This is a genomic window from Desulfobacter postgatei 2ac9, assembly GCF_000233695.2.
Taxonomy (GTDB): Bacteria; Desulfobacterota; Desulfobacteria; order Desulfobacterales; family Desulfobacteraceae; genus Desulfobacter; species Desulfobacter postgatei.
Genome location: NZ_CM001488.1, coordinates 1369759 through 1388856, shown reverse-complemented (window position 1 = coordinate 1388856; position 19098 = coordinate 1369759). Strand labels below are relative to the sequence as shown.

The following is a 19098-nucleotide window of genomic DNA, read 5'->3' as shown; positions in this document are numbered from 1 at the left end:
CTGTATAATCTTGCTTTGCAATAAATCATTGTTTTTTAAATTTGCATAGCAAGGATATCAGATGAGACGTACGGGTAGAAAATTTATTTCTCCAATTGAGCCGTTGGCATTAAAATGGCTGTCACTTATTGAATTTTCGGATGAAGAGTCAAACCGTACTAAACTCAGGGCTCAAGCACTCCGATTGAGCAACTCTGGGTATAGTATCAGTCAGATTTCACAAATATGTTTGACCACTCAGGAAACAGTTTCGAAGTGGATTGATGGATGGGAAAAATATCAATTTGACTCTTTAATTGATAAAAAAAAACTGCGTTGGTGTCGAGGACGGAAATCTCTCAAAAGCAAACGCAATGAGAACGAGTTCAGGGAAGCGCAAAAGGAAATTGAAATCTTGAAAGATGAAGATCAGGCAAATATCATTGACTTGTATTATTTTGATGAATCTGGCTTTACCGGCGTGCCTGAGATTCCATATGCCTGGCAAGATGAGGATGAGCAGCTTTTGCTTCCGAGTGGAAAAACCTCAAGAATCAATGTGTTGGGATTCTTGAATAAGCAAAATGATTTCTTTCCTTGCGTTTTTGACTGCTCAGTTACTTCAGATATTGTAACCGCCTGCTTTGATGCGTTTTCACGTTACATAACAAAAAGAACCATTGTTGTTCTGGATAATGCTCCAATACATCACAGCGCCATTTTTAAATCTCAAATTGGGACATGGGAAGAAAGAGGCCTTTTTCTATACTTTATCCCCAAATATTCACCGGAGTTGAATCTGATTGAAATTTTATGGAAACATATCAAGTACTTTTGGCTATCAACATCTGCTTATAAAGGATTTGAATTTTTGAAAACTGAGTTGAATAATATATTGGCAAGCGTCGGTAAGGAATTTACAATTTCGTTTTCTTAACCTGGATTTATATTTGTCCATGTACTTATGATCAATCCCACCGGTGTTGGGATTCTCCATCAGGCTGTTGATCTGCCTGGTATTCTGGGATAACAGGATCACCGGTGTGGCAGGCCTGATCTTTTTTAACTCAAATCCCAGTTCAAACGGATCAACGTTTTCAAGATGGGGAATAATCAGAACCATATCGTAATCATCATCCGCTATGGCCTGAAGCGCTTCCGGCGCGGAATAGACGCCCGTTATTCGCGGGGGGTTTTCAAGGCGCAACCCTTTGTACTCATTCACAATCTGTGAAGCAAGCAGGCCGCCCTCCTCCATGCTGAAATAATTATAGAGGCTCGAGACAACAAGAATCTCATGAATCTTGAACGGCGTCAGCCTGGGAAGAATTTCAGAATTCGAATAAAACTCACTCTCAAACGGCATTTTTTCCGCATCCTCTCAATGTAACCATAAAACACCAAATCTTGTGTCACATTCCCTTTTCCGCTGCATCACAATTATGTCATTCGAAAAAAACTGGCAATGTATAACAAAAATTGAACAGATGCTCAATAACCTAAAATATGCCCCAACCGGGCACGGCTACAGCATAATGTTATATTAAGTTCTAATAGTTGAATTGTGATCAACGTCAAGGCTGTCAAATCGGTGGAGAAGTCTTAATTGACGGGACTTCTTGCTTCCCTTAAACTTGATTCTTACCTTTTCAATGAACTTTGAATCCATAGTTGTGATGATCCCCTCTTTATCCTCCTGCTGGGCTTTGTATGGCTGTTGGAGGGGATAGATTTCTATGGTATCAACCAGTTTCTGGATCTGGGTCCGCAGTTTCATCCGCAGTGCAATCCGGGCCTGTTCATCGGCGGCTTGATCCATAAGGCTGTAAAGCTCAGTGGCATGGTCAATCAGTTTGGACATTTCCTTTGCTGACTTTTCGGTTTCTCCCAGCTCCTGGGTCAGATCCTTGATTTCTTCGGTAACGGTTTCCTGCTCATCCATGATCTTTGCAAGTCGTTTGTCCAGGGCTTCCCGGATTCTTTTATCGCTGGTTGTTGTGATACTGTCAATCAGATTGTTTTCTTGTTCTGCCAGTTCTCGACTTCGGGCATTCCCGGCGGCGATCCGCTGTTTCAGAGCCTGTGCCTGTGCCTGGGATTCGTTCTGGTCTGGTAGGATATCGTTTAAGTCCAGTTCTTCAAAGTTATCAAAGAACAATTCCTCAAACTCTTTGTATCTAACCGCCCTTGCATTGCAGGTTCCCAGATTACGGCGGCTGGCGTCACATCGAAGATACTGCCCCCCTCTAGGTGGTGGGCCGTAATTTAAGAAGTGCATAGCTCCCTTACATCGCCCGCATTTAACCAGCCGGACAAATAGGTTTTCCGCTTTCTGGGTCCTTCCCCCAGCATTACCCGGTTGTTTGCCATTCTGTTTGATATGCTCCTGGACTGCGTAAAACAGATCAGGTTCGATAATGGCAGGGTAATAATCTTTGATCGGTTCGCCTTCCGGCACAGGTTTGGCCTGTCGTTTTCTGTTTTTGGAATCCGGGGTTTGAACCATCTTGCAGGGCTGGAACTCGCCTATCACTGACTTGCTGGACAGGATTTTTAAAACGTAAGCGCTCCGCCATCCGCCAGTCTTATTCTGGGGGATCTTGGGAGGTTTCCAGGCATTTGAGTCCTGGTTTAATTGGGATGCAATCCGGGTTCCACCCATCCCTGTAAGTTTCATTTCAAAGATCCGCTTTATGGTCTGACAGGCTTCCGGGATTGGTATAAACTCTGTCTTGTCCTCGGATATGGTTAACCATGCTGGTATCCGACTGGTCACTTTCCGGGTCAAGGTTCCATTTTTCAGGGCATTACGCTTGCTTTTCCATGCAGCTTTCAGCCTTTTGGATTTCAATTCAGATTCTTGATTAGCCCGGATCATTTCTCCCATGGTCAAATATAATTGGCCTGGATTGTCCCTTATGCTTTGCCGGTCGTACTCGATCCCGTTGTTAAGGGTGACAATCCTGATTCCAGCATGGATCAAAAGACTGAACTGGTCCAGGGCTGTTAATGGCTCTTGCCTGGATAAACGGTCAAAATCCTCCACCAGTAGAATTGATCCCTGGGGTATCTTCCCTGCTTCCACAAGGCGCAGGAACACGCCCAGGGTTCCATGGCTTTTGTGGACTCCATGGTATGCAGAAAGCCCTTTGTCTTCCATGCTCAGGCTGTCATCAAGAATCAGGCCCTTTGCCTTGGCGTATTCATCGGCATAATCAGTCTGCCGGGTGGTGCTGTTCCCCTTTTCCTGTTTACCTTTGCTGCTGAACCTCATATAGCTGTATGCTTTTGGTTCTGTCATTGGTTGCCCTCCCTGCCGTAATGGCCCAGACAGTTACACTGCCCAGGCCGGTGACGGTGGTTATTCTATATCAACATATTCCATCACGGTTGCCAACAGATGATCATAATTTCCGCTGGTTGCTTCGTCCTGGAATTGCTGGATAAATTCCTTGTCATATCCTGCTTTCTGTAGTGCCTTGATGACCTTTCCCAGAATATGAAAAGCGTTCCCGTCCTCGCCTATCAGCTTTACCTTGACATCGGTTTTGGGTTCTGATTTAGTAGTCATGGTGGATACCTCCTTGATTTGCGTCTCGGTCGGTGTTCATTCGTCCTTGGCCCTGGGTGTTTGCCGCACCTGGGGTCTTTTCATTGAAAACCATTCTTATGAAATCCATTAATGCCCATGGACTGGTAACATAAATGCCGGTCGGGTCTGGCCAGTCTGTCCAACCTGGGATTCCGTCAATATCCAGGTTATCAGCTATCAGGGTTTCGTTGTATTTTAGAGGTATGTGACCGGACTGGATTTTGAAATACCCTTTCCGGGCGTTTAGGATCAAAACCGGGTCATGGGGTCGCATTGTTCGGGTTGCGATTTGGTGTAGACAAGCATTTAAGCTGTCCAGGTTCATTGTTGACATGGTAGGCTCCTTTCGTTTATCGGGTTTCTTGGGATAAAACCGGGCGTCTTGCCGGGTTTTAGCTTGGTATAGGGGTTGGGATAGGTAAGTGTATAGGTCCAGGGGCATCGCTTTTAAAACAGGCTGTATCATTGGGTCTTCCCTTGTTCCAGCTTCTCCCAATGCCGGTGATCGTGATCGTCCAGGCCGTTCCGGCCCTCGAAATCTGTCATGCTTTGCAGTTCCTTCCTGTACTGGTCCGGGGTTTCGCAGATAACAAGGGTGATATCTCCCTCAGCATAGGACAGGATCTGCTTTGTTACCGGGTTGACCCATTGGCCGAAATACCAGGCATCCTGTCTGCTGTCGAATTGATACCAATCTGACCGGTTGCCGCAGTGGGAAAAGTCCATGCTGTACCGTTCCCCATCGGTGGTGAACCATGTATGGGCCAACCTGCCTTGTGTGAAATGGGATGTGTCATGCAAAGCCAGGGGCCAAAGGCTGTTGATAAAGTCAGTGGTTGCCTGGGATGGTAGTATCATTTGCTGCCCTCCGCTTTTAACTGGTTGATTTCCTGGTCTGCTTCCTTTTCATCCTTCACAGGGATAAGAAAGCCCTGGCCGGTGACATACCATCCGTCATCAAGTTTCAGCTTTCGTATGGGTCCGCTGGTATCGATCTGGATTCCATCAGTGAATTTCAGGGTTGTCATGGTTTAGCCCTCCTTGTTAATGTGGTCCAGATACAGCAGGATTGCCTTGTCAACCAGTTCCCCGGTGGTGATCCCCTCAGTCATGGCCTGGATCTTGGCTTTCTGATAGATTTTAGCATCCAGGAACGTGCCGGGTTGCACCCGGTCCTTGGGCTTGGTGGGCTTGTCTGAGGTCTGGGTGGTCTTGCTCTGTTTGGTTCGTTGCATAGTCTGGATCTCCTGTATGGTTAATGGTATGGGTTATCAGTTCCACATCCCTTTGATCTGATCTTGGATGTCCTCTTTGGTCACATCAGCATAAATCTGGGTGGTCTGGATACTGGCGTGTCCTAACTGCTTTTGAACAGTCCGCAGGCAGCGTTTTTCCTGGTACAGCTCCACTGCATAGCTGTGACGGAAGGTATGGGCAGACAAGCCGGGTTTATCAAGGTCACAATGGCGTATCCATTTCTTACAGCACTGCTGGACGGCTGCCGGGGTCCAGGGTCCACGTTGACCAAGAAACAAATGATCATCCATGCCGGTGGGTTCCCCCTGCTGTTCCTTCCATTTGATGAAGCTGTTCAGATGGGTTTTCAGACCGGGTTGAATCTCCACATACCGGGTCTTGTAACCCTTGCCAGCCCTGACAAACAGTGAGGATTCCCCGTAACTGGTAAGGACATCCCCACATCTGAGGTCTGCTGCTTCTGCGGAACGTAAACCGGTTCTGGTCAAGATGTCAATCAACATCCATTCCCGGATGGCTGTAACCTGGGCCTTGGCCCTTGCCAGGGCGTAGGCATCCCGGACCTGCCGCCTGATGAACTTGATTTGATGCTTGGTGAAGTACTTGAGTTGACGAAAGGCCGGGGTAGGCTTCCGCTTCTTAGTGGATCGTGTCCGGGTAGCCTGTGCCGTTGTCCCTGGGAACTGGATTATTTGGGCTGTTGCTGTCATGCTTTCACCTCCTGATTGATTTCATTTGCCAGGGTTGCCGCTGATTCCAGGTTGGAGTTGATCCGTCCTGCGGCCTTGCCTTCGATATAACCAGATGACCAGGACAAGCCATCCACGTTGACCGGGGATTTGTCCGGCTGTCCGGCTTCCCCTGTATTGTAACCTGCTATCCAGTCTGTTTGGTTGATCCTGTATCTAAACTGAGCCATGCTGTCCTCCTTGGTGGGTTGCCCCGGTGGGTTAGACCGGGGTTGTTTGATTTATGCTTTTTCTCTTCCGCAGACTATCCCAAAACATCCATGCTCTGCTTTGTATGCGTACATTGCAACATCAAGATTAGGTGCTACACAAGACCAGCCATTTCTAAATGTAAATCTGTATGCCTTTTCCATTTCCAGCTCCTTGGTTGGGGTTAACCTAATACCTATTATCTACATTATATAGGGTATCAAAAAATAAATAAACCGTTTCCTTTAGTTTTTTTAAATTATTTTCTTATGAGTTTTTTCTTTTGTTTAGTCCGTCTATCAAGGCTTTCAGGATCTGGAAACCCTGAAACTCATAAGGTTTCAGGTATTCCTTTATGAGTTGTGGAACATTTATTGCAATACGGATATGGCACGATTATTGAAAGGGAAGGATTTGCAAGGGGATTCTACCAGGATTTCAAAGCGGTAAAGCCCTGGGGAGGGTCCTTATATATCCCAACCCCAGAACCATTTTAAAACAAGGCGTCTATAAGGGTTTTACGCCAGTAAAAGCGGATTATGGGTCAGGGTTTATCCTTATATCTTGGACAGCCCTCCGCCTTGCAGCCATCTGGATAGATTCCGGGTCCAGATCCGCCATGTAACAGACCTGACAGAACCAGTCCCCGGCCTGTGTGATCCAGTGGAAGGCTCCCCGGCAAGCCGTTGCTTTGTATGGGTCAGCTTTGTATCTGCCAGCCTGGATATCAAGATGGGTTTGATAATCGTCAACGGCTTGATTGATAACAGCAAGCCAAAGTACCCGGTTGGGATCTGATTGCTCGTAATCGGTCTGGACCTGCTCCGGTTCCATGGCCTGGGAGGACATCATGTGGTTGACTTTACTTTCAGGGGTCTGCCACGTTTGGATCTGCGGTGGTCTGTTTTCTTGTTTCTGCTGCCAGGGGGCCTGCCAGGGCCACGTTTCTTTGTTCGGGTCATCGGTGGATCAGGTTCGGGGTCCGGTGGGTCGTCCAGTCCCAGGGGTTCCAATGGTTCAACCTTCAGCGGTTCCAGTAAATCAATATGCTCGATACCCAATGGATTGAAGGCGGCTTCGTACTCTTCCGGGCTTTCCAGCCATTGCATGTAAAGGGTTTTCCTTTCCAGGGCTTCTCCAATGGGTCGCCTGTCCTTGTCCTGGGATTCGATTTTATCAAGCAAAGCATTGAACAGCATCAGTTCCGGCATTGACAGTACTTTCAGTTTTTCCCGGAAATCCTGCTCTAACTGGTAATCGGCTTCGCCTGACTCGATCCTCGCCAGTTCAATATCCTTTTCCTTGGCTTGATGGAGTGAAAAAGCAATCCGGCTCATTAATTCATAACTACCACGGAGTTCCCGGATACCAGCCAAGGCGGTTTTCAGTTGGCCTTTCTTCTCAGCCTTATCAAGAATTCCCTTGGTACGCTCCACAAGCTCGTCTATCTCTCCCAGAAGATCCCGGCTTTCTGCATCCTGCTTACGTTCCCATGCCTGGACAAGCTGTCTGGACAGGTGGTTTAGATGATGGTTCCTGATAGCCTGTGGGTCCAAATCATACTGATTAGCTAACTTTGAATACGATTTCCCTTGTATCAACGCTCTGTCTATGTCTGGACGGTTGTAACTCTGGCATACTTGGCAAACTTGTGTCATGATATCACCTACCTTTTAGCCCTCATTGATTTATCCTGTTTTTGCTATTTATTTTAGGTTTTCCTAAATTTTAATGCTGTTTTTTGGTGTATTCATAAAAATAATGGATTAACCATTTGTTCTGTTTATTGATTGATATTGATTTATTGGCCGGTATCTGCTGTTTTTGGGCGGCATCCCTTGGGCTTTACTGCGGAACGCAGTTTTGCCGGTTGGGATAGGCCGGGTGGATACATAATCAAATTCTGGACAGAGCATCATATTTGTATTTGTGGACAGATCCCTCTTATTGTATTTGTGGGTGAGCATTCCATTTCTATTATTTGGACAGATCCTATCTTTGATATTTATTTGGACAGATTCTTCTCTTTCTATTCCTGGATCAATCATTTCATTTAATTTGGAAAGAATGAAACATACTTGATGTTCGAAGAACATAAATGTTTTTGAAAAAAACATATTTTTAGTGTGCTTAATCTTACTTAATTTTAACTTAACAATAGACTTATAATACCCATATTTAATCAGTACCCAGATAAAAAAAACCTGATCCAATTTAAAAAAACCTGATGTCATAATAAAAAAACCTGTTACCAATTATTAAAATTCCTGTATAGAGGATTATTCCTGTATAGAGGATTGGGCTGTAACCAGACTTTCCACCATCTGTCAATTTTCTCCACTAAACCGGTTTCTTCCAGATCATCCACAATCTTTCTGATATCAGATCCATCAATATTGACCATCCGGCATAACCGAGTGGTTGGAGTGTTACAAACTTCCCATTTACGGGCCTTGTATTCTTCCAGATCAAACTCTATCTGGTCCAACTGATCGAAAGGGACATCATTTTCAATTCCTGCATACAACTTTTCATCAAATCTGGAACAGGACCGCAATGCAATGTAAAGGGCTTTTGCCCTGGGTTTCAGTTTTGCCCATAATCCGGTGTCGATGATCCATGTAGGGAATTTGAAATATCTGGCCTCATCATCAGTTTTCCATCTTTTTATCATGTCGCCACGGATGAAACCGGCCCGGTATTCCCATACCCGCTTTTCTCCTTTTGGTACCTTCTCATGTACTTTTTTTCGTTCAATCAAAGGATACCGCTGTTCTATTTCACCTTCAATTGATTCAGTCATTCCATAACCGGCTTCAATTAGATGCTTGATAGCGTTGGAAGTGGTACTTACAGATTTATGCCCGGCTTTCTTTGCAATTTCTTCCATTGAAATTTTCATCCATCGTTCATGATTCCTGAAGTCAACCCGGGAACAAATAACCGGGTAAACTGCAAAGGCGGCCAATGGTGCCGCTCCAAACGACCAATCGGTATAATCTTCCCCGAGCTTTGGAAAGTAGAAATGCTTTGTCATGCTGACTTCTTCCATCGTTTTAAAGGAAAATTCCATATTCCTGCCAGTATAAAGGCTGTTGAAAAATGCAGCTTGCCTTTGTTTATCCTCTATTGTTTTCTGCTTCTTTTTCTTTTCCCGCTTTTCTTCCGGGATCTGCCGTTTTGCATCTGTTCTTACCTTGAGTGCTAAATTCATTTGTCACATCTCCCTATCCCCATCACTTGATATTCAAAAAGGGTTTGCCGGGACCAGGGAGGGAGATGGGGAACCCAACAACCGGCTCATGACTTCCGATTGGGTCCCGGCAAAATTGTTATTGCTATTTCATGTTCGTTGCCAGGGTCGGACCGGATACAATGGACAATCCCTCACAGTGCACCTGGTCACTTCAACCCTTTGCCCACAGCAACAGTCAAAACATTTTCCATTTATCGCAGCTCTCAAGCTCTTGGGATTTGCTTTCGCCTTCTCAATCGGGTCCAAGGTTTTCGGTTTTTCAACCTGTCCAGACCGGAGCTTTTCATTATATGCTTCTAATGCTGCTGTAGAATTTGATTTATCCATTTTTTATCCTTGTTCCTGCCGGTAAATTCTTTGGTTCGGGGCCTTCCATATATCCTAACCTACCTTTTGGGGTATCCATTTTATTTCCTGGCGAGAACGCCTTGTATTTGGGGAGTAATCCCGGCGGCTATTCATTTCGCATACATGTCAATTTGTTTGCTTGTTGTTTTGTCCGCAGCCGCCGGGAAACTGTAAAATCTGTGTTATTCTATTATACTGATTAGGCATAAGGTTTATGAGGTTTTCCTTTTCATTGTGTCTGGATTCCGTGAGCCATTCGGCGTAGATGAATAGATTTGTAAACGTCCCCGGCTTTCAGGGCTTCGTTGGCCTGTGCAAGTAAATCATTGGTCTGGTTTACATGATCGTCATTCCTGAGCTGGTCAGCTTCCTTGACTTTGCCAACTTTCACACCCTTCAACGTTGAGAAATTCAACATGGTTTGTTCCGGGTCGCCATCGACATAAACCAACGTTGCTTCTGCTTCTGTCAAGCCGTTCTTTTCTGCAAATTCCTGAATTTTCTGTTCTTTTTCCATTGGTTCACCTCATAAATTATTGTTTGTTTCTGCCATTTTTGTATGTTGTTTTGACAAGGTTCTCATCAATAGCAACCTCTTTGAATTTGTCAGCGTTCAGGCCACAATGGACGGATTGTCCGGGAATGTAGTGGTTTGCTTCTGCTGCATAGAAACTGTATTGCTCAGCAACCTTGTGAATCTCTCCCAGAATGGAAAGCTCCCGCAGGTAATCATTTTTGATTTTTTCAACCTTGCTTGCTTGGGAAAGATAGTTGTTCCTCATCCCCTGCAAGGTGTGCTTACAGTCGGCATGGACAGCCTTTGCAAGCTCCTGGACCTTGCTGGAAGTTTTGGTCCGGCTTTCCAGAATGCGGATGTGGTCGCTGAAATTATCAATCTTGGATTCCAAATCAACCATGGCTTGCTTGGCTTCGGTCTCCCCTTCACCGTTGAAAACAGCATCTTCCCATGTCCCTCTCAGCTTCTCACGCTGTCCAATCAAGGCGTTCTTCTGATCGTTGAGATCCATTTTCCGTTTCTGGACATCTTCCAGAAAAGCCTGTAGTTCGTTGTAACTTTGCATTCTTGTTTCCTCGCTCTTGTGTTCAAAATAAAAAAAGCCGGGTCAGATTTGGGTGGTGTTCCCATTTCTGCCCGGCTTGATTTCTGTCTAACCGTTTGTGCCTTATTCCCGGCGCTGGTTCAGCTTTCCAGCTTTGCAGTGACCGGATATCCGGCGGCTTTGTTATGATTGCTGATTACTTCATTGGACGGCCCCTTCCTCCGCAGCAAAAGTCAGGATTTGACCAAACAAACGTTCCAGCCTCCGCGCTGTTTGAGGTTGTGGGCGGTGGATTCCACGTTCAAGGGTAGAGATGGTCCCCACAGAAACACCGGCGGCCTTTGCTACCTGTGCTTGGCTCAGTCTGGCTTGTTGTCGTGCTGTTTTCAAATCCATCATTTGGTCTCCATTACTTTTTATCGTGTATTTTTTATTATAATGTAAAGTTTTTAAAAAATAAAGGATTGTTTTTAATTTATTTTGAAATATCAGTATGTTGTGTGCTTTTGGGGTTGCTTTTTGATCCAGCTTGATTATTCGTTTGAAAATGGTCAAAGCCTTTGATAATGTGCTGGAAACTAATGGAGGATTCATTTATGGCACTCATGGAAAGATTGATAAAAGCCCGGGATAACGGGGAACTGATATTGATTGACGGCGGTATGTGTGTGTTTCATCTCCGCAGGGACCACCAACTGACCATTACTGAAATTGTCTCTACCCGAAAAGGCGCTGGTTCTGAAATGCTGGACAAGCTCAAGAAGGTTGAAGGCGCTCACAGCATCTTTGCCAAATGTCCTGCCGGTTGGAAAAGTAACAAGTTTTATGAAAAACAGGGCTTCGAACTTGAAAAGACTGAGGAACAACCTGCAAAGAAAAATCAAAATCAAGGTTTCTTCTCCCAAGAAGAGGTTGGCAAGAAAATCAACTGCTGGCGGTTGACATTGGTTGAAAAGAAAAGAGCGTCTTTAGGATTGGTTTAACCCCGGCCCAGGTTAGTGAGCCGGGGTTGAAAAGTGTAAATGATTCATTTATGTAACAGTTTCACTTTTGAGTTCCAATTCATCAATCAATACATTCAACTGGGCCAGGATTTTTTCAATTCCGTTATGGATCTGAAAAATTTTATCCTCTTGGGCTTCCCACTCCTCACCGTCAATTTCCTGGATCAGGGGATTATCCGGCCCATTGTCAATAATGCCTTTGATACGCTTAAACCGATTTTCAATGATACCTTTCAGGCCCAGCAGTTCAATATGATGTTTTTCAAACAGGGTTCGCTGTTTCTGTTTAACAAGTAGTTTCTGAATAGGCTCATCGTGGATTGTGATTTCGCCCATTTTGAATTTCATTCCGATTTCAACGATATCTTTTTTGGTTACATCAACTGGCCCACTGATATTATCAAATAGGGCCTGCCTCAGATCCTCCGGGAATTTGGGTGAACAAATGACGTAAAGACATGATGACGGTAAATATTCCACTATTTCAGGATTTCCGGCACAACCTTCAAACACTCTCATACAGTTATGGGCGGTCTTGTACGAGTGATTAAAATTTGCTTCAACCCAGGGTTTGAATTCCCCATGAACCAGAATTTTCTTGGCTGAACAGAGCGCCCGACCTATCTCGAAAGTCTGATATTTCAAAGCAGTTCCTCTGTTCTTCAATTCAACTTTGATGGATTCCAGGATTTCTTCTTTTTGGGCTGGATTATCTGGTTTTAGTCCAGCACGATCATTCCTGGCATTCAAAGCATCAAACATATATGTCAAAGCCGGTTCAGTGTTTCGGGTTCCGGGAAGCTTCAAAAATTCCGTTTTTGGGTGGATGTAAGTATCGTATCCCTGGGATGGTGTATTGAATTTTGTCCTTTTCATACAAGCCTCCTTACGTCGATTATTTTGATCTCACGCCTTATTTTCTTACCTTTTGCTCTGCCTTTGCTGATCCCGAGCATCCGGCGTGCCCGGATCTGCTTGTATGCCATCTGCTGCGCTTCGATTTCATCCTTTGCCAGAAAGAACAATTTTTCCGGGTGCCATTTGCCCTGTGTGCCTTTAGTGGGTTTGGGAGCAAAGGTCCCCCTGATAAGCCGGTTTTGTACTTCAACTTCAAAGAATCCTGTTTCCATCTGATGCCCTCCTTTTTGTGTTGTGTTGTCCTGTTATATTATACGAAGAAGGGTCCACTTTTGTTCAGGGAATCTGACACTTTTTCAACTTCATGAAATTACAACGAAAAATAGCTTGATTATTTAATCAAAACGTGGAAGTGATTGGGCAACCTAAATTGCTTGAAAAGTAACACCAAGAGCGCTCACCTTAAATATCAAGGAGTTTTCAATGGGTCTTTTAAGCGAATTATTCAGAATAATATTTCCGCAACTTGTAAAGCCAACTGGCGAAGTAAAAACCAGTGGCGAATTAATTGCCGAAGTTACAGACGGGGCAAATCTGGTAGAGGGCAAACAGACATGGGAATATGCAGAAGAAAAGAAACATGACCTTGAATATATGAAAAAATGCTGTGACGCTGAATTAAAAACAATGGAAAAAGCTGGTTTGGTTCCAGCGCCTCATTCATTTGAACGGGTAGCTATCCTATCCCGAAAAGAAAAAAATTATCAACAAGAAATTGATTATTGCGAGAGCTACATAAATGCTGTTGATAAATATTACAAAAATCCTCCCAGGCCAGTTCCAAAACGTGTTTCCGGAGTTACATATCGCAGCCTGGGAATTGATGTAGATGAGCTGGATGAGGTGCCGTCGAATGATATAAGTCTGGTAGCGGATGTAAGAAAAGGACCACGGTATCAAGCGATTGTAAAACGTCTCCCCAAAGCAAAAGAATTGCTGGCTAAATCAAAAAAAACATGATGCCGGGGTCCGGTTGATTGGATTGATTCCCCCTCTGATTCAAGCCTAAATTTTTAGGTTTATCCAGGGACAGGGTCTTATATCCCAGATGGCATGAACCTTAAAATTATCCGGCGTTTTGCTTGATGATATGGCAGGAATCGGGATTGCGGGGTTGGGTGTTCTTTTGATTTTTCAAAAGAAATGCCGCTTGCTTGATGGATCTGGATTGTGATAAAGGATCTGGCAGGACAGAAACACAAAAGGAGAGCACAATGAGGTATGTATATCTGACTCTCAATTGGGTATTCGGTGCAATTTTCTTATTGACTGGGGGCTTGGCCTTTGTTGAATCCCCTTTGGCGGGACTGTGCATGTTCACAATAGCGGCGCTTCTGCTTCCACCGATAAGGAAATTTGTCTATTCAAAAACAAATAAGGAAATTTCCGGGATGACAAGAGCCATTTCCATATTTGTTCTGTTTAGCGTGTTTGGTCTTTTTATGGATCAAGCTTCAGACAGAAGAGAGCAAAAGTTGGCAGCCCAGCAGGTCCTAAAAAAAGCTGAAAAGGCAGTTCAGTTACAGCAGGAGAATGTTGATTACTTCAATTCCAACCGTGAAACAATAATATCCTCGATTAAGAAGGCGCTCGCGGAAAATGATCATCAGGCTGTCATTTCTCAATCAAAAAAATACCTTGTTTCTGGCGATAAAGAGCTTGAGCAACTGAATGTTCAAGCAAAGACTGAGAAACTATTAACCGAACTGAAGTCCATTCCGGTAAAAGAATATGAGAAAAACAGGAAATTGTACCGGCAGTTGTTAGAAATGAACCCCGATAATGAGCAGTACAAAGATAAAGTGGCGTTTTACGCCGGGAAAATAGAGGAAGAGAAGCAAAAGCAAATTGCTGCCCAAGAAAGACAGAAGAAAATTGAGACTCAATTCAGCGCATGGAATGGTTCCCATATAAATCTTGAGAGAGTAATTAAGGATTCGATGAACGATCCAAAAAGCTACAAGCATGTTGAAACCTTATACTGGGATCGAGGTGATCATTTAATAATACGAACCACTTTTAGAGGAAAGAATGCATTTGGCGCTGTTGTAAAGAACTCCGTAAAAGCGAAGGTGAGCTTGTACGGTGGTCAAGTGCTTCAAATACTTGATCAGTAGTGAGCCTAACCAAACCAAAAAATACCATATGAAAATAAAATCACTTTGAGAAGCTAAAATCGTGACAAACAATTTGAAGGGACAAAAAGAAACCCCCAGACCGATGAAGGCCCAGGGGCGGTGTTGGTGGGGTTGTCATCTTGCTATTAGAACCTATTATGACTTTATGTTGTGGCCGTGCCCGGTTGGGGGCATATTGGGATATAGGGTCGCCCATTAAAGGGCAGAGTCAAGAAAGTTTGTGTAACTCGCTATTAATAAACAAGATTTTTTTAAATCCTCAAAAATAGCTCTTAGCGGCCCCATTTTGACCCTGAAATGAGGCTTTAAAGGGAATAGGTATGACAGAATAATGGGAGAAATTAAACATTGGGACGAAATCTGTCATAGCATAATGTATAGGGACAAAATAAAACCGGACCATCCATAATGGACAATCCGGTTAAAAAGGAGAGATGGTTATGTGAAGTTGGATATTTTGTGCTCCTGGCAAATTGAGCATTCCCAACGGTAAATTATTTGTACCATATGATTTTAACCTGAACATGACATCAAGATTATCAAACGGTAATTTCTAAATTGAAAATAGGCAGTTTCGAGGGACTGCTCAAAATACCCCATTATGGTTTCCATAATCGGGGGATTCACAGCATTTTCAGATCGCCATTCAATAATGAAATTGGCTCCAGCCCCCCCGGCCTTATCGTCATAGTCCACAACATAGCGTATGGATTCAAGGGGCTTGAGAAAAACAGGTGAGGGCAGGTAATTTTTTAAAAGTGTGCCTTTGGTGTCGTAGTAATCCACGAACACAACTTCAATGGCGTGGGACATGTCTGTATTGCGGATGCTTAAAGTCACGGTTAAAAACGAAGGGATCTGTCTGTTGCCCTTGTAAATATGTGAATATGCCGGGACATAAACCTTTTGTCCCTTTGAAAGATTTGGATTATCCTGGGTAAAAGCCGTCCCCCTTGTGCATAATAACAGTCCAATCAACAAAACCGGGTAACCCAGTATATACTTTTTCGTCATCATTTTTATCACCTTTACATAAAGCTGTTTGAAACGGGATCGTGTTTTCCTTTGTTTTGGCCAAGATGAACCTGAGTATGCGCATCTTTGCAAGACTGACTGATAAAATTTTACGCCTGTGCTTTTATTGTCTTTCCCAGGCAGCTATAGGCTTGGGGTGTCTAAAAAAATCGTATTTAAGGCATTTTTATTAATCGGTTTTTCTTAGACATTAGAACGAGCCCTTTCCCTCTTAGTCTACGCTTTCGCTCCATTGGACATCACCCCCCCCTAATAGTAAGGAAACGGCATTAATTTTAGCGGAGGAAAAATCCTATGGACATTAAAAGTCCTACAAGGACAATAAACCCTCGCAAAATGCGTTGAGAAATACGGTATGCGACAGCAGCCCCAGCGTATCCCCCGAGAATTGCCATAATACTGAGCAGCAGAAGATTCCCCCCAACAATTGCCCCACCGGCAGCATAAACGCCTACAGCGACTGTTGTTAATAGTACTGATATAATATTTTTAAGTCCGTTCATGCCATGAAGGTTGGTCTGGCCCATTATACCCAAGGTGGCGAGTAATATGATCCCTAACCCTCCATTGAAATAACCGCCGTACACGCAAACCGCAAGTAATACCAAACAAGCTGTGGAAGTCTTTAAAGCGGTTGTTGCGCAATGCCGTTCGGATTTTTTTATTGAAGAACTTTTTTTTTCCAGAAGCCATGGCCCAACAATAAACGCAGCAGTAGCAAGCAAAATAAGCCATGGAATCTGTGTTGAGAATAATTGTTCACTCGTCATTAATAAGATAGCAGCACCCAAACATCCACCTGAGACGGCTATAAAAGCGATGTGTCTGAACTTTAAATTTGCAGGAAACTCAACATCCCTTCTGAATCGCCATGCACTTGCGAGGTAGCCAGGCAGAAGCGCTGCCGTACCTGTCGCATTAGCCGATACCGGCGTTACACCCACAAAGATCAGAGCCGGTAGTGTGATGAAACTGCCGCCACCTGCCACCGCATTTAACATGCCGCCGAGGAATCCGGCTATCCCGATTATCACCCAATCCATTTTTTATAACACCTCTCAAGCAGCGAATAACTGACCACAGTTTTAATTGACTATTTAACAATGGGCAGAATTTTTCGAAAATCATCGGTATTCGCCCGTAACGCCCATTGAAAAATAACAATTTCGGTGGAACTGATCACAGCGCCTGCCTGTTTCAGCAGATCAATGGCGATATCTCGGTTCTCATTTACACGGGAGGCCACGGCATCTGCCACCAGATGTACCTGGAAACCGGACTTCATGAGATCCAGGCAGGTTTGCAGGACACATACATGGGTTTCCATCCCGACCACCACGATCTTTTTATGATTGAACGATTGAACCGTGGAAATAAAGTTTTCTTCCAGGCAGGCACTGAAGTGCTCTTTCTGAAATACCTGTGGTGAATCAATTTCCTGGAGCAGTTCAGGGAGGGTCTTACCAAGCCCTTTTTTGTACTGTTCCGTCAGCAGAATTGGAATGCCAAGAGCATTGGAGGACCGAATGAGTTGACGCACCTTGTAAGCGATTTTCTCCCACGAATCAATGGCCTTGAGCATCGCCTGCTGGAAATCGATAATCAGAAGCAAACTCTCTTCACGCGTGGCCACATATTCAGAACGTACCATATTCTGATTCCCCACAATAAAAATAAACAAAAGTATAGGTGCTCAGTTTTGAGAGTATACCCCCTGTTCAATAGTATTTCCAGACATGCGTTGGAAAAGTCTTTGAAAAACTGGGCCTTGATCGTAAGTTCGGCCACCTTCCATGTACGCCTCCGATGCGGATACCTAAGCCCTTCATTTTTCGAGCGTCCATGTGGTATTTCCAAGTCTTACGGTATGTTTTGGCCGGACTTATGATCAAGGCCAAAAACTGAACCTAAATAGACAGAACGCTTGCCCCATTCATCTATTATATATATATGAACTTTATGGAAAAATATCTTGTCTTTCATATCAAAAACGATTAAATAGCTTTTTGAGTTAGGAGGAATTGATTTGACACATTACATGGTAGCCAATCAGATTTATTATTATTGTGGGTATTGTCCATATCCGGCTGCCGTGGTGCTTCTTTCTTGATTTAACATAAAAAATCAAAAATAAAATGAATGCTGTGGGCCGCAAGTGCCTGCAGCATTTTGAATTTTAAAGAGCTGCAACACACATTTGAGATGTTGCAGCTCTTTTTATTTTTCCCCTTTTTTCAATTAATTTAACCGGAGTTAAAAATGACTGTATTGAATGTGTTAAAAGAACGTGGTTTTATCGATAATCAAACCCATGAGGAAGAGCTCCAAGCCTACCTGAAAAAGGGCGGTCGTCACTGCTATATAGGCTTTGACCCTACTGCCGACAGTCTTCATGTCGGCCATCTGGTCCCCATTATGTCTCTTGCGCATATGCAGCAGCATGGGCATATCCCGATAGCCCTTGTCGGAGGCGGCACAGGCCGGATAGGCGATCCCAGCGGAAAAAACGAAATGCGGCAGATGATGACTCTGGACACCATTGATAAAAATGTTCAGAGCATCAAAAGGCAACTGTCCGTATTTATTGATTTTGGTGAAGAAGCGGCCCTTCTGGCAAATAATGCGGATTGGCTTGCATCGCTTCAGTATGTCGCTTTTCTCAGGGATATTGGGCGGCATTTCAGCATCAATAAAATGGTTAAAGCTGAAAGCTATCGCCAGAGAATTGAATCCGAAGGCGGGCTGAGTTTTATTGAATTCAATTACATGCTTCTACAAGCCTTCGATTTTCTAACGCTCTTTGACCGTCATGACTGCAGGCTGCAAATGGGGGGAAGTGACCAATGGGGAAATATTCTTGCCGGCGTCGAACTGGTTCGTAAAAGCAGACAAAAAACGGTATTTGGTATCACCTATAAATTGATCACCAAAAGTGACGGGAGCAAAATGGGGAAAACCGCCGGCAATGCTGTATGGCTTGATCCTGAAAGAACTTCCCCCTACGAATACTATCAATTCTGGATGAATACGGATGACAGAGATGTGGAGCGTTTTTTATCCCTTTTTACCTTTCTGCCTATGCCGGAAATCCGCCAGGTGATCAATCTGGTGGATGGCGAATTGAATCAGGCAAAAAATGTTCTGGCATTTGAGTGCACTTCTCTGGCCCACGGCAGGGAAGCGGCATTAACTGCCAAAGCTTCTTCTGCTGAAGTTTTTGGAAATTGTACCATTTCGGAAAGGATTTTGCCTTCATCCAGTATTCCCAGAAAAAACGAAAATAAGAACGCAATTGAACTTCCCACAACCTGTGTATCACGCAATGAGCTTACAAAGGGGGTGCCGGCCTATGAACTTTTTTTTCGCACCGGTCTGACCCAATCCGGCGGGGAGGCAAGACGCCTGATAAGTCAGGGTGGCGCATATATTAATGGAGAGACGGTAACCGCTTTTGATTTATTGGTTGATTCCAGTCATTTTAAAGATGGTGAAATTTTCTTAAGAGCCGGCAAAAAAAGATTTCATAGAATTCAGATAGAAGACCAATAGGGTCACAAACAAAAAGGATTAGC

Annotated in this window: 27 protein-coding genes; 5 read left to right on the top strand and 22 right to left on the bottom strand. The window is 44.1% G+C overall.

Annotated elements, in window-relative coordinates; genetic code table 11:
• Window positions 1-61 precede the first annotated feature (61 nt).
• Window positions 62-916, top strand: a complete 855-nt coding sequence (locus DESPODRAFT_RS19325) for an IS630 family transposase (protein ID WP_004072306.1) — start codon at window positions 62-64, stop codon at window positions 914-916.
• Here the strand turns inward: DESPODRAFT_RS19325 and DESPODRAFT_RS06400 are convergent.
• The 17 genes from DESPODRAFT_RS06400 to DESPODRAFT_RS20925 all read right to left on the bottom strand — a co-directional run bounded on the left by DESPODRAFT_RS06400 (window position 821) and on the right by DESPODRAFT_RS20925 (window position 11025).
• Window positions 821-1345 (bottom strand): hypothetical protein, encoded by a 525-nt coding sequence (locus DESPODRAFT_RS06400; RefSeq protein ID WP_040015870.1) that lies wholly within the window; start codon window positions 1343-1345, stop codon window positions 821-823. The two genes, DESPODRAFT_RS19325 and DESPODRAFT_RS06400, sit on opposite strands and share 96 nt — an antisense overlap.
• Before the next feature lie 177 nt (window positions 1346-1522).
• A complete protein-coding gene (locus DESPODRAFT_RS06395) occupies window positions 1523-3280 on the bottom strand; it encodes a recombinase family protein (protein WP_004072305.1) in 1758 nt (585 codons plus the stop codon).
• A 60-nt stretch (window positions 3281-3340) separates the two neighbouring features.
• A complete protein-coding gene (locus DESPODRAFT_RS06390) occupies window positions 3341-3550 on the bottom strand; it encodes a hypothetical protein (protein WP_004072304.1) in 210 nt (69 codons plus the stop codon).
• Window positions 3540-3905 (bottom strand): hypothetical protein, encoded by a 366-nt coding sequence (locus DESPODRAFT_RS06385; protein WP_004072303.1) that lies wholly within the window; start codon window positions 3903-3905, stop codon window positions 3540-3542. The genes DESPODRAFT_RS06390 and DESPODRAFT_RS06385 overlap by 11 nt, the downstream gene beginning before the upstream one ends.
• A gap of 128 nt (window positions 3906-4033) precedes the next feature.
• Entirely contained in the window at window positions 4034-4429 is a 396-nt protein-coding gene (locus DESPODRAFT_RS06380) for a hypothetical protein (protein ID WP_004072302.1), read from the bottom strand.
• On the bottom strand, window positions 4426-4599 hold the full coding sequence (locus DESPODRAFT_RS19915) for a hypothetical protein (RefSeq protein ID WP_004072301.1): 174 nt from the start codon (window positions 4597-4599) through the stop codon (window positions 4426-4428). Before DESPODRAFT_RS19915 ends, DESPODRAFT_RS06380 begins: the two co-directional genes overlap by 4 nt.
• A gap of 3 nt (window positions 4600-4602) precedes the next feature.
• Window positions 4603-4806, bottom strand: coding sequence for a hypothetical protein (locus DESPODRAFT_RS06375; protein WP_004072300.1), 204 nt, complete (start codon window positions 4804-4806; stop codon window positions 4603-4605).
• Window positions 4807-4842: 36 nt separating this feature from the next.
• The gene (locus tag DESPODRAFT_RS06370) at window positions 4843-5538 is read right to left on the bottom strand and encodes a tyrosine-type recombinase/integrase (protein ID WP_004072299.1); all 696 of its coding nucleotides are present in this window, start codon (window positions 5536-5538) and stop codon (window positions 4843-4845) included.
• A complete protein-coding gene (locus DESPODRAFT_RS06365) occupies window positions 5535-5747 on the bottom strand; it encodes a hypothetical protein (protein ID WP_004072298.1) in 213 nt (70 codons plus the stop codon). Before DESPODRAFT_RS06365 ends, DESPODRAFT_RS06370 begins: the two co-directional genes overlap by 4 nt.
• Before the next feature lie 51 nt (window positions 5748-5798).
• Window positions 5799-5930, bottom strand: coding sequence for a hypothetical protein (locus DESPODRAFT_RS21445; protein ID WP_004072297.1), 132 nt, complete (start codon window positions 5928-5930; stop codon window positions 5799-5801).
• Window positions 5931-6303: 373 nt separating this feature from the next.
• On the bottom strand, window positions 6304-6618 hold the full coding sequence (locus tag DESPODRAFT_RS06360) for a hypothetical protein (RefSeq protein ID WP_004072296.1): 315 nt from the start codon (window positions 6616-6618) through the stop codon (window positions 6304-6306).
• Window positions 6615-7322, bottom strand: coding sequence for a hypothetical protein (locus DESPODRAFT_RS06355; protein ID WP_040015868.1), 708 nt, complete (start codon window positions 7320-7322; stop codon window positions 6615-6617). Before DESPODRAFT_RS06355 ends, DESPODRAFT_RS06360 begins: the two co-directional genes overlap by 4 nt.
• Window positions 7323-7532: 210 nt before the next feature.
• Window positions 7533-8000, bottom strand: a complete 468-nt coding sequence (locus tag DESPODRAFT_RS06350; RefSeq protein WP_004072294.1) for a hypothetical protein — start codon at window positions 7998-8000, stop codon at window positions 7533-7535.
• Window positions 8001-8014: 14 nt separating this feature from the next.
• On the bottom strand, window positions 8015-8980 hold the full coding sequence (locus DESPODRAFT_RS06345) for a helix-turn-helix domain-containing protein (RefSeq protein WP_004072293.1): 966 nt from the start codon (window positions 8978-8980) through the stop codon (window positions 8015-8017).
• A gap of 619 nt (window positions 8981-9599) precedes the next feature.
• Window positions 9600-9887, bottom strand: coding sequence for a hypothetical protein (locus DESPODRAFT_RS06340; protein ID WP_004072292.1), 288 nt, complete (start codon window positions 9885-9887; stop codon window positions 9600-9602).
• A 16-nt stretch (window positions 9888-9903) separates the two neighbouring features.
• Window positions 9904-10452, bottom strand: coding sequence for a hypothetical protein (locus tag DESPODRAFT_RS06335; RefSeq protein WP_004072291.1), 549 nt, complete (start codon window positions 10450-10452; stop codon window positions 9904-9906).
• Window positions 10453-10632: 180 nt separating this feature from the next.
• The gene (locus tag DESPODRAFT_RS20925) at window positions 10633-11025 is read right to left on the bottom strand and encodes a helix-turn-helix domain-containing protein (protein ID WP_040015866.1); all 393 of its coding nucleotides are present in this window, start codon (window positions 11023-11025) and stop codon (window positions 10633-10635) included.
• Between the two features lie 53 nt (window positions 11026-11078).
• Here DESPODRAFT_RS20925 and DESPODRAFT_RS06325 point away from each other — a divergent pair, with 53 nt between their 5' ends.
• Window positions 11079-11414 (top strand): GNAT family N-acetyltransferase, encoded by a 336-nt coding sequence (locus DESPODRAFT_RS06325; protein WP_245532028.1) that lies wholly within the window; start codon window positions 11079-11081, stop codon window positions 11412-11414.
• A gap of 48 nt (window positions 11415-11462) precedes the next feature.
• Here the strand turns inward: DESPODRAFT_RS06325 and DESPODRAFT_RS06320 are convergent, their stop codons facing one another.
• Both DESPODRAFT_RS06320 and DESPODRAFT_RS06315 read right to left on the bottom strand, forming a co-directional pair.
• On the bottom strand, window positions 11463-12311 hold the full coding sequence (locus DESPODRAFT_RS06320; RefSeq protein WP_004072288.1) for a DUF3102 domain-containing protein: 849 nt from the start codon (window positions 12309-12311) through the stop codon (window positions 11463-11465).
• Window positions 12308-12565: a hypothetical protein gene (locus DESPODRAFT_RS06315; protein WP_004072287.1), complete on the bottom strand. Its 258-nt coding sequence runs from the start codon at window positions 12563-12565 to the stop codon at window positions 12308-12310. The genes DESPODRAFT_RS06320 and DESPODRAFT_RS06315 overlap by 4 nt, the downstream gene beginning before the upstream one ends.
• A gap of 211 nt (window positions 12566-12776) precedes the next feature.
• Here DESPODRAFT_RS06315 and DESPODRAFT_RS06310 point away from each other — a divergent pair, with 211 nt between their 5' ends.
• Both DESPODRAFT_RS06310 and DESPODRAFT_RS18565 read left to right on the top strand, forming a co-directional pair.
• Window positions 12777-13313 (top strand): hypothetical protein, encoded by a 537-nt coding sequence (locus tag DESPODRAFT_RS06310; protein WP_004072286.1) that lies wholly within the window; start codon window positions 12777-12779, stop codon window positions 13311-13313.
• A 254-nt stretch (window positions 13314-13567) separates the two neighbouring features.
• Entirely contained in the window at window positions 13568-14470 is a 903-nt protein-coding gene (locus DESPODRAFT_RS18565; RefSeq protein WP_004072285.1) for a hypothetical protein, read from the top strand.
• Between the two features lie 534 nt (window positions 14471-15004).
• Here DESPODRAFT_RS18565 and DESPODRAFT_RS06300 read toward each other — a convergent pair.
• From DESPODRAFT_RS06300 to DESPODRAFT_RS06290, 3 genes are all read right to left on the bottom strand, one after another.
• Entirely contained in the window at window positions 15005-15508 is a 504-nt protein-coding gene (locus DESPODRAFT_RS06300; RefSeq protein WP_004072284.1) for a DUF3124 domain-containing protein, read from the bottom strand.
• Between the two features lie 293 nt (window positions 15509-15801).
• Complete coding sequence (locus DESPODRAFT_RS06295; protein ID WP_004072283.1) at window positions 15802-16569, bottom strand: sulfite exporter TauE/SafE family protein; 768 nt, start codon at window positions 16567-16569, stop codon at window positions 15802-15804.
• A 50-nt stretch (window positions 16570-16619) separates the two neighbouring features.
• The gene (locus DESPODRAFT_RS06290; protein ID WP_004072282.1) at window positions 16620-17177 is read right to left on the bottom strand and encodes an isochorismatase family protein; all 558 of its coding nucleotides are present in this window, start codon (window positions 17175-17177) and stop codon (window positions 16620-16622) included.
• Between the two features lie 608 nt (window positions 17178-17785).
• On the opposite strand from DESPODRAFT_RS06290, the gene tyrS reads away from it, so the two are divergent.
• Complete coding sequence (gene tyrS, locus DESPODRAFT_RS06285) at window positions 17786-19075, top strand: tyrosine--tRNA ligase (protein WP_004072281.1); 1290 nt, start codon at window positions 17786-17788, stop codon at window positions 19073-19075.
• Window positions 19076-19098: the final 23 nt, after the last annotated feature.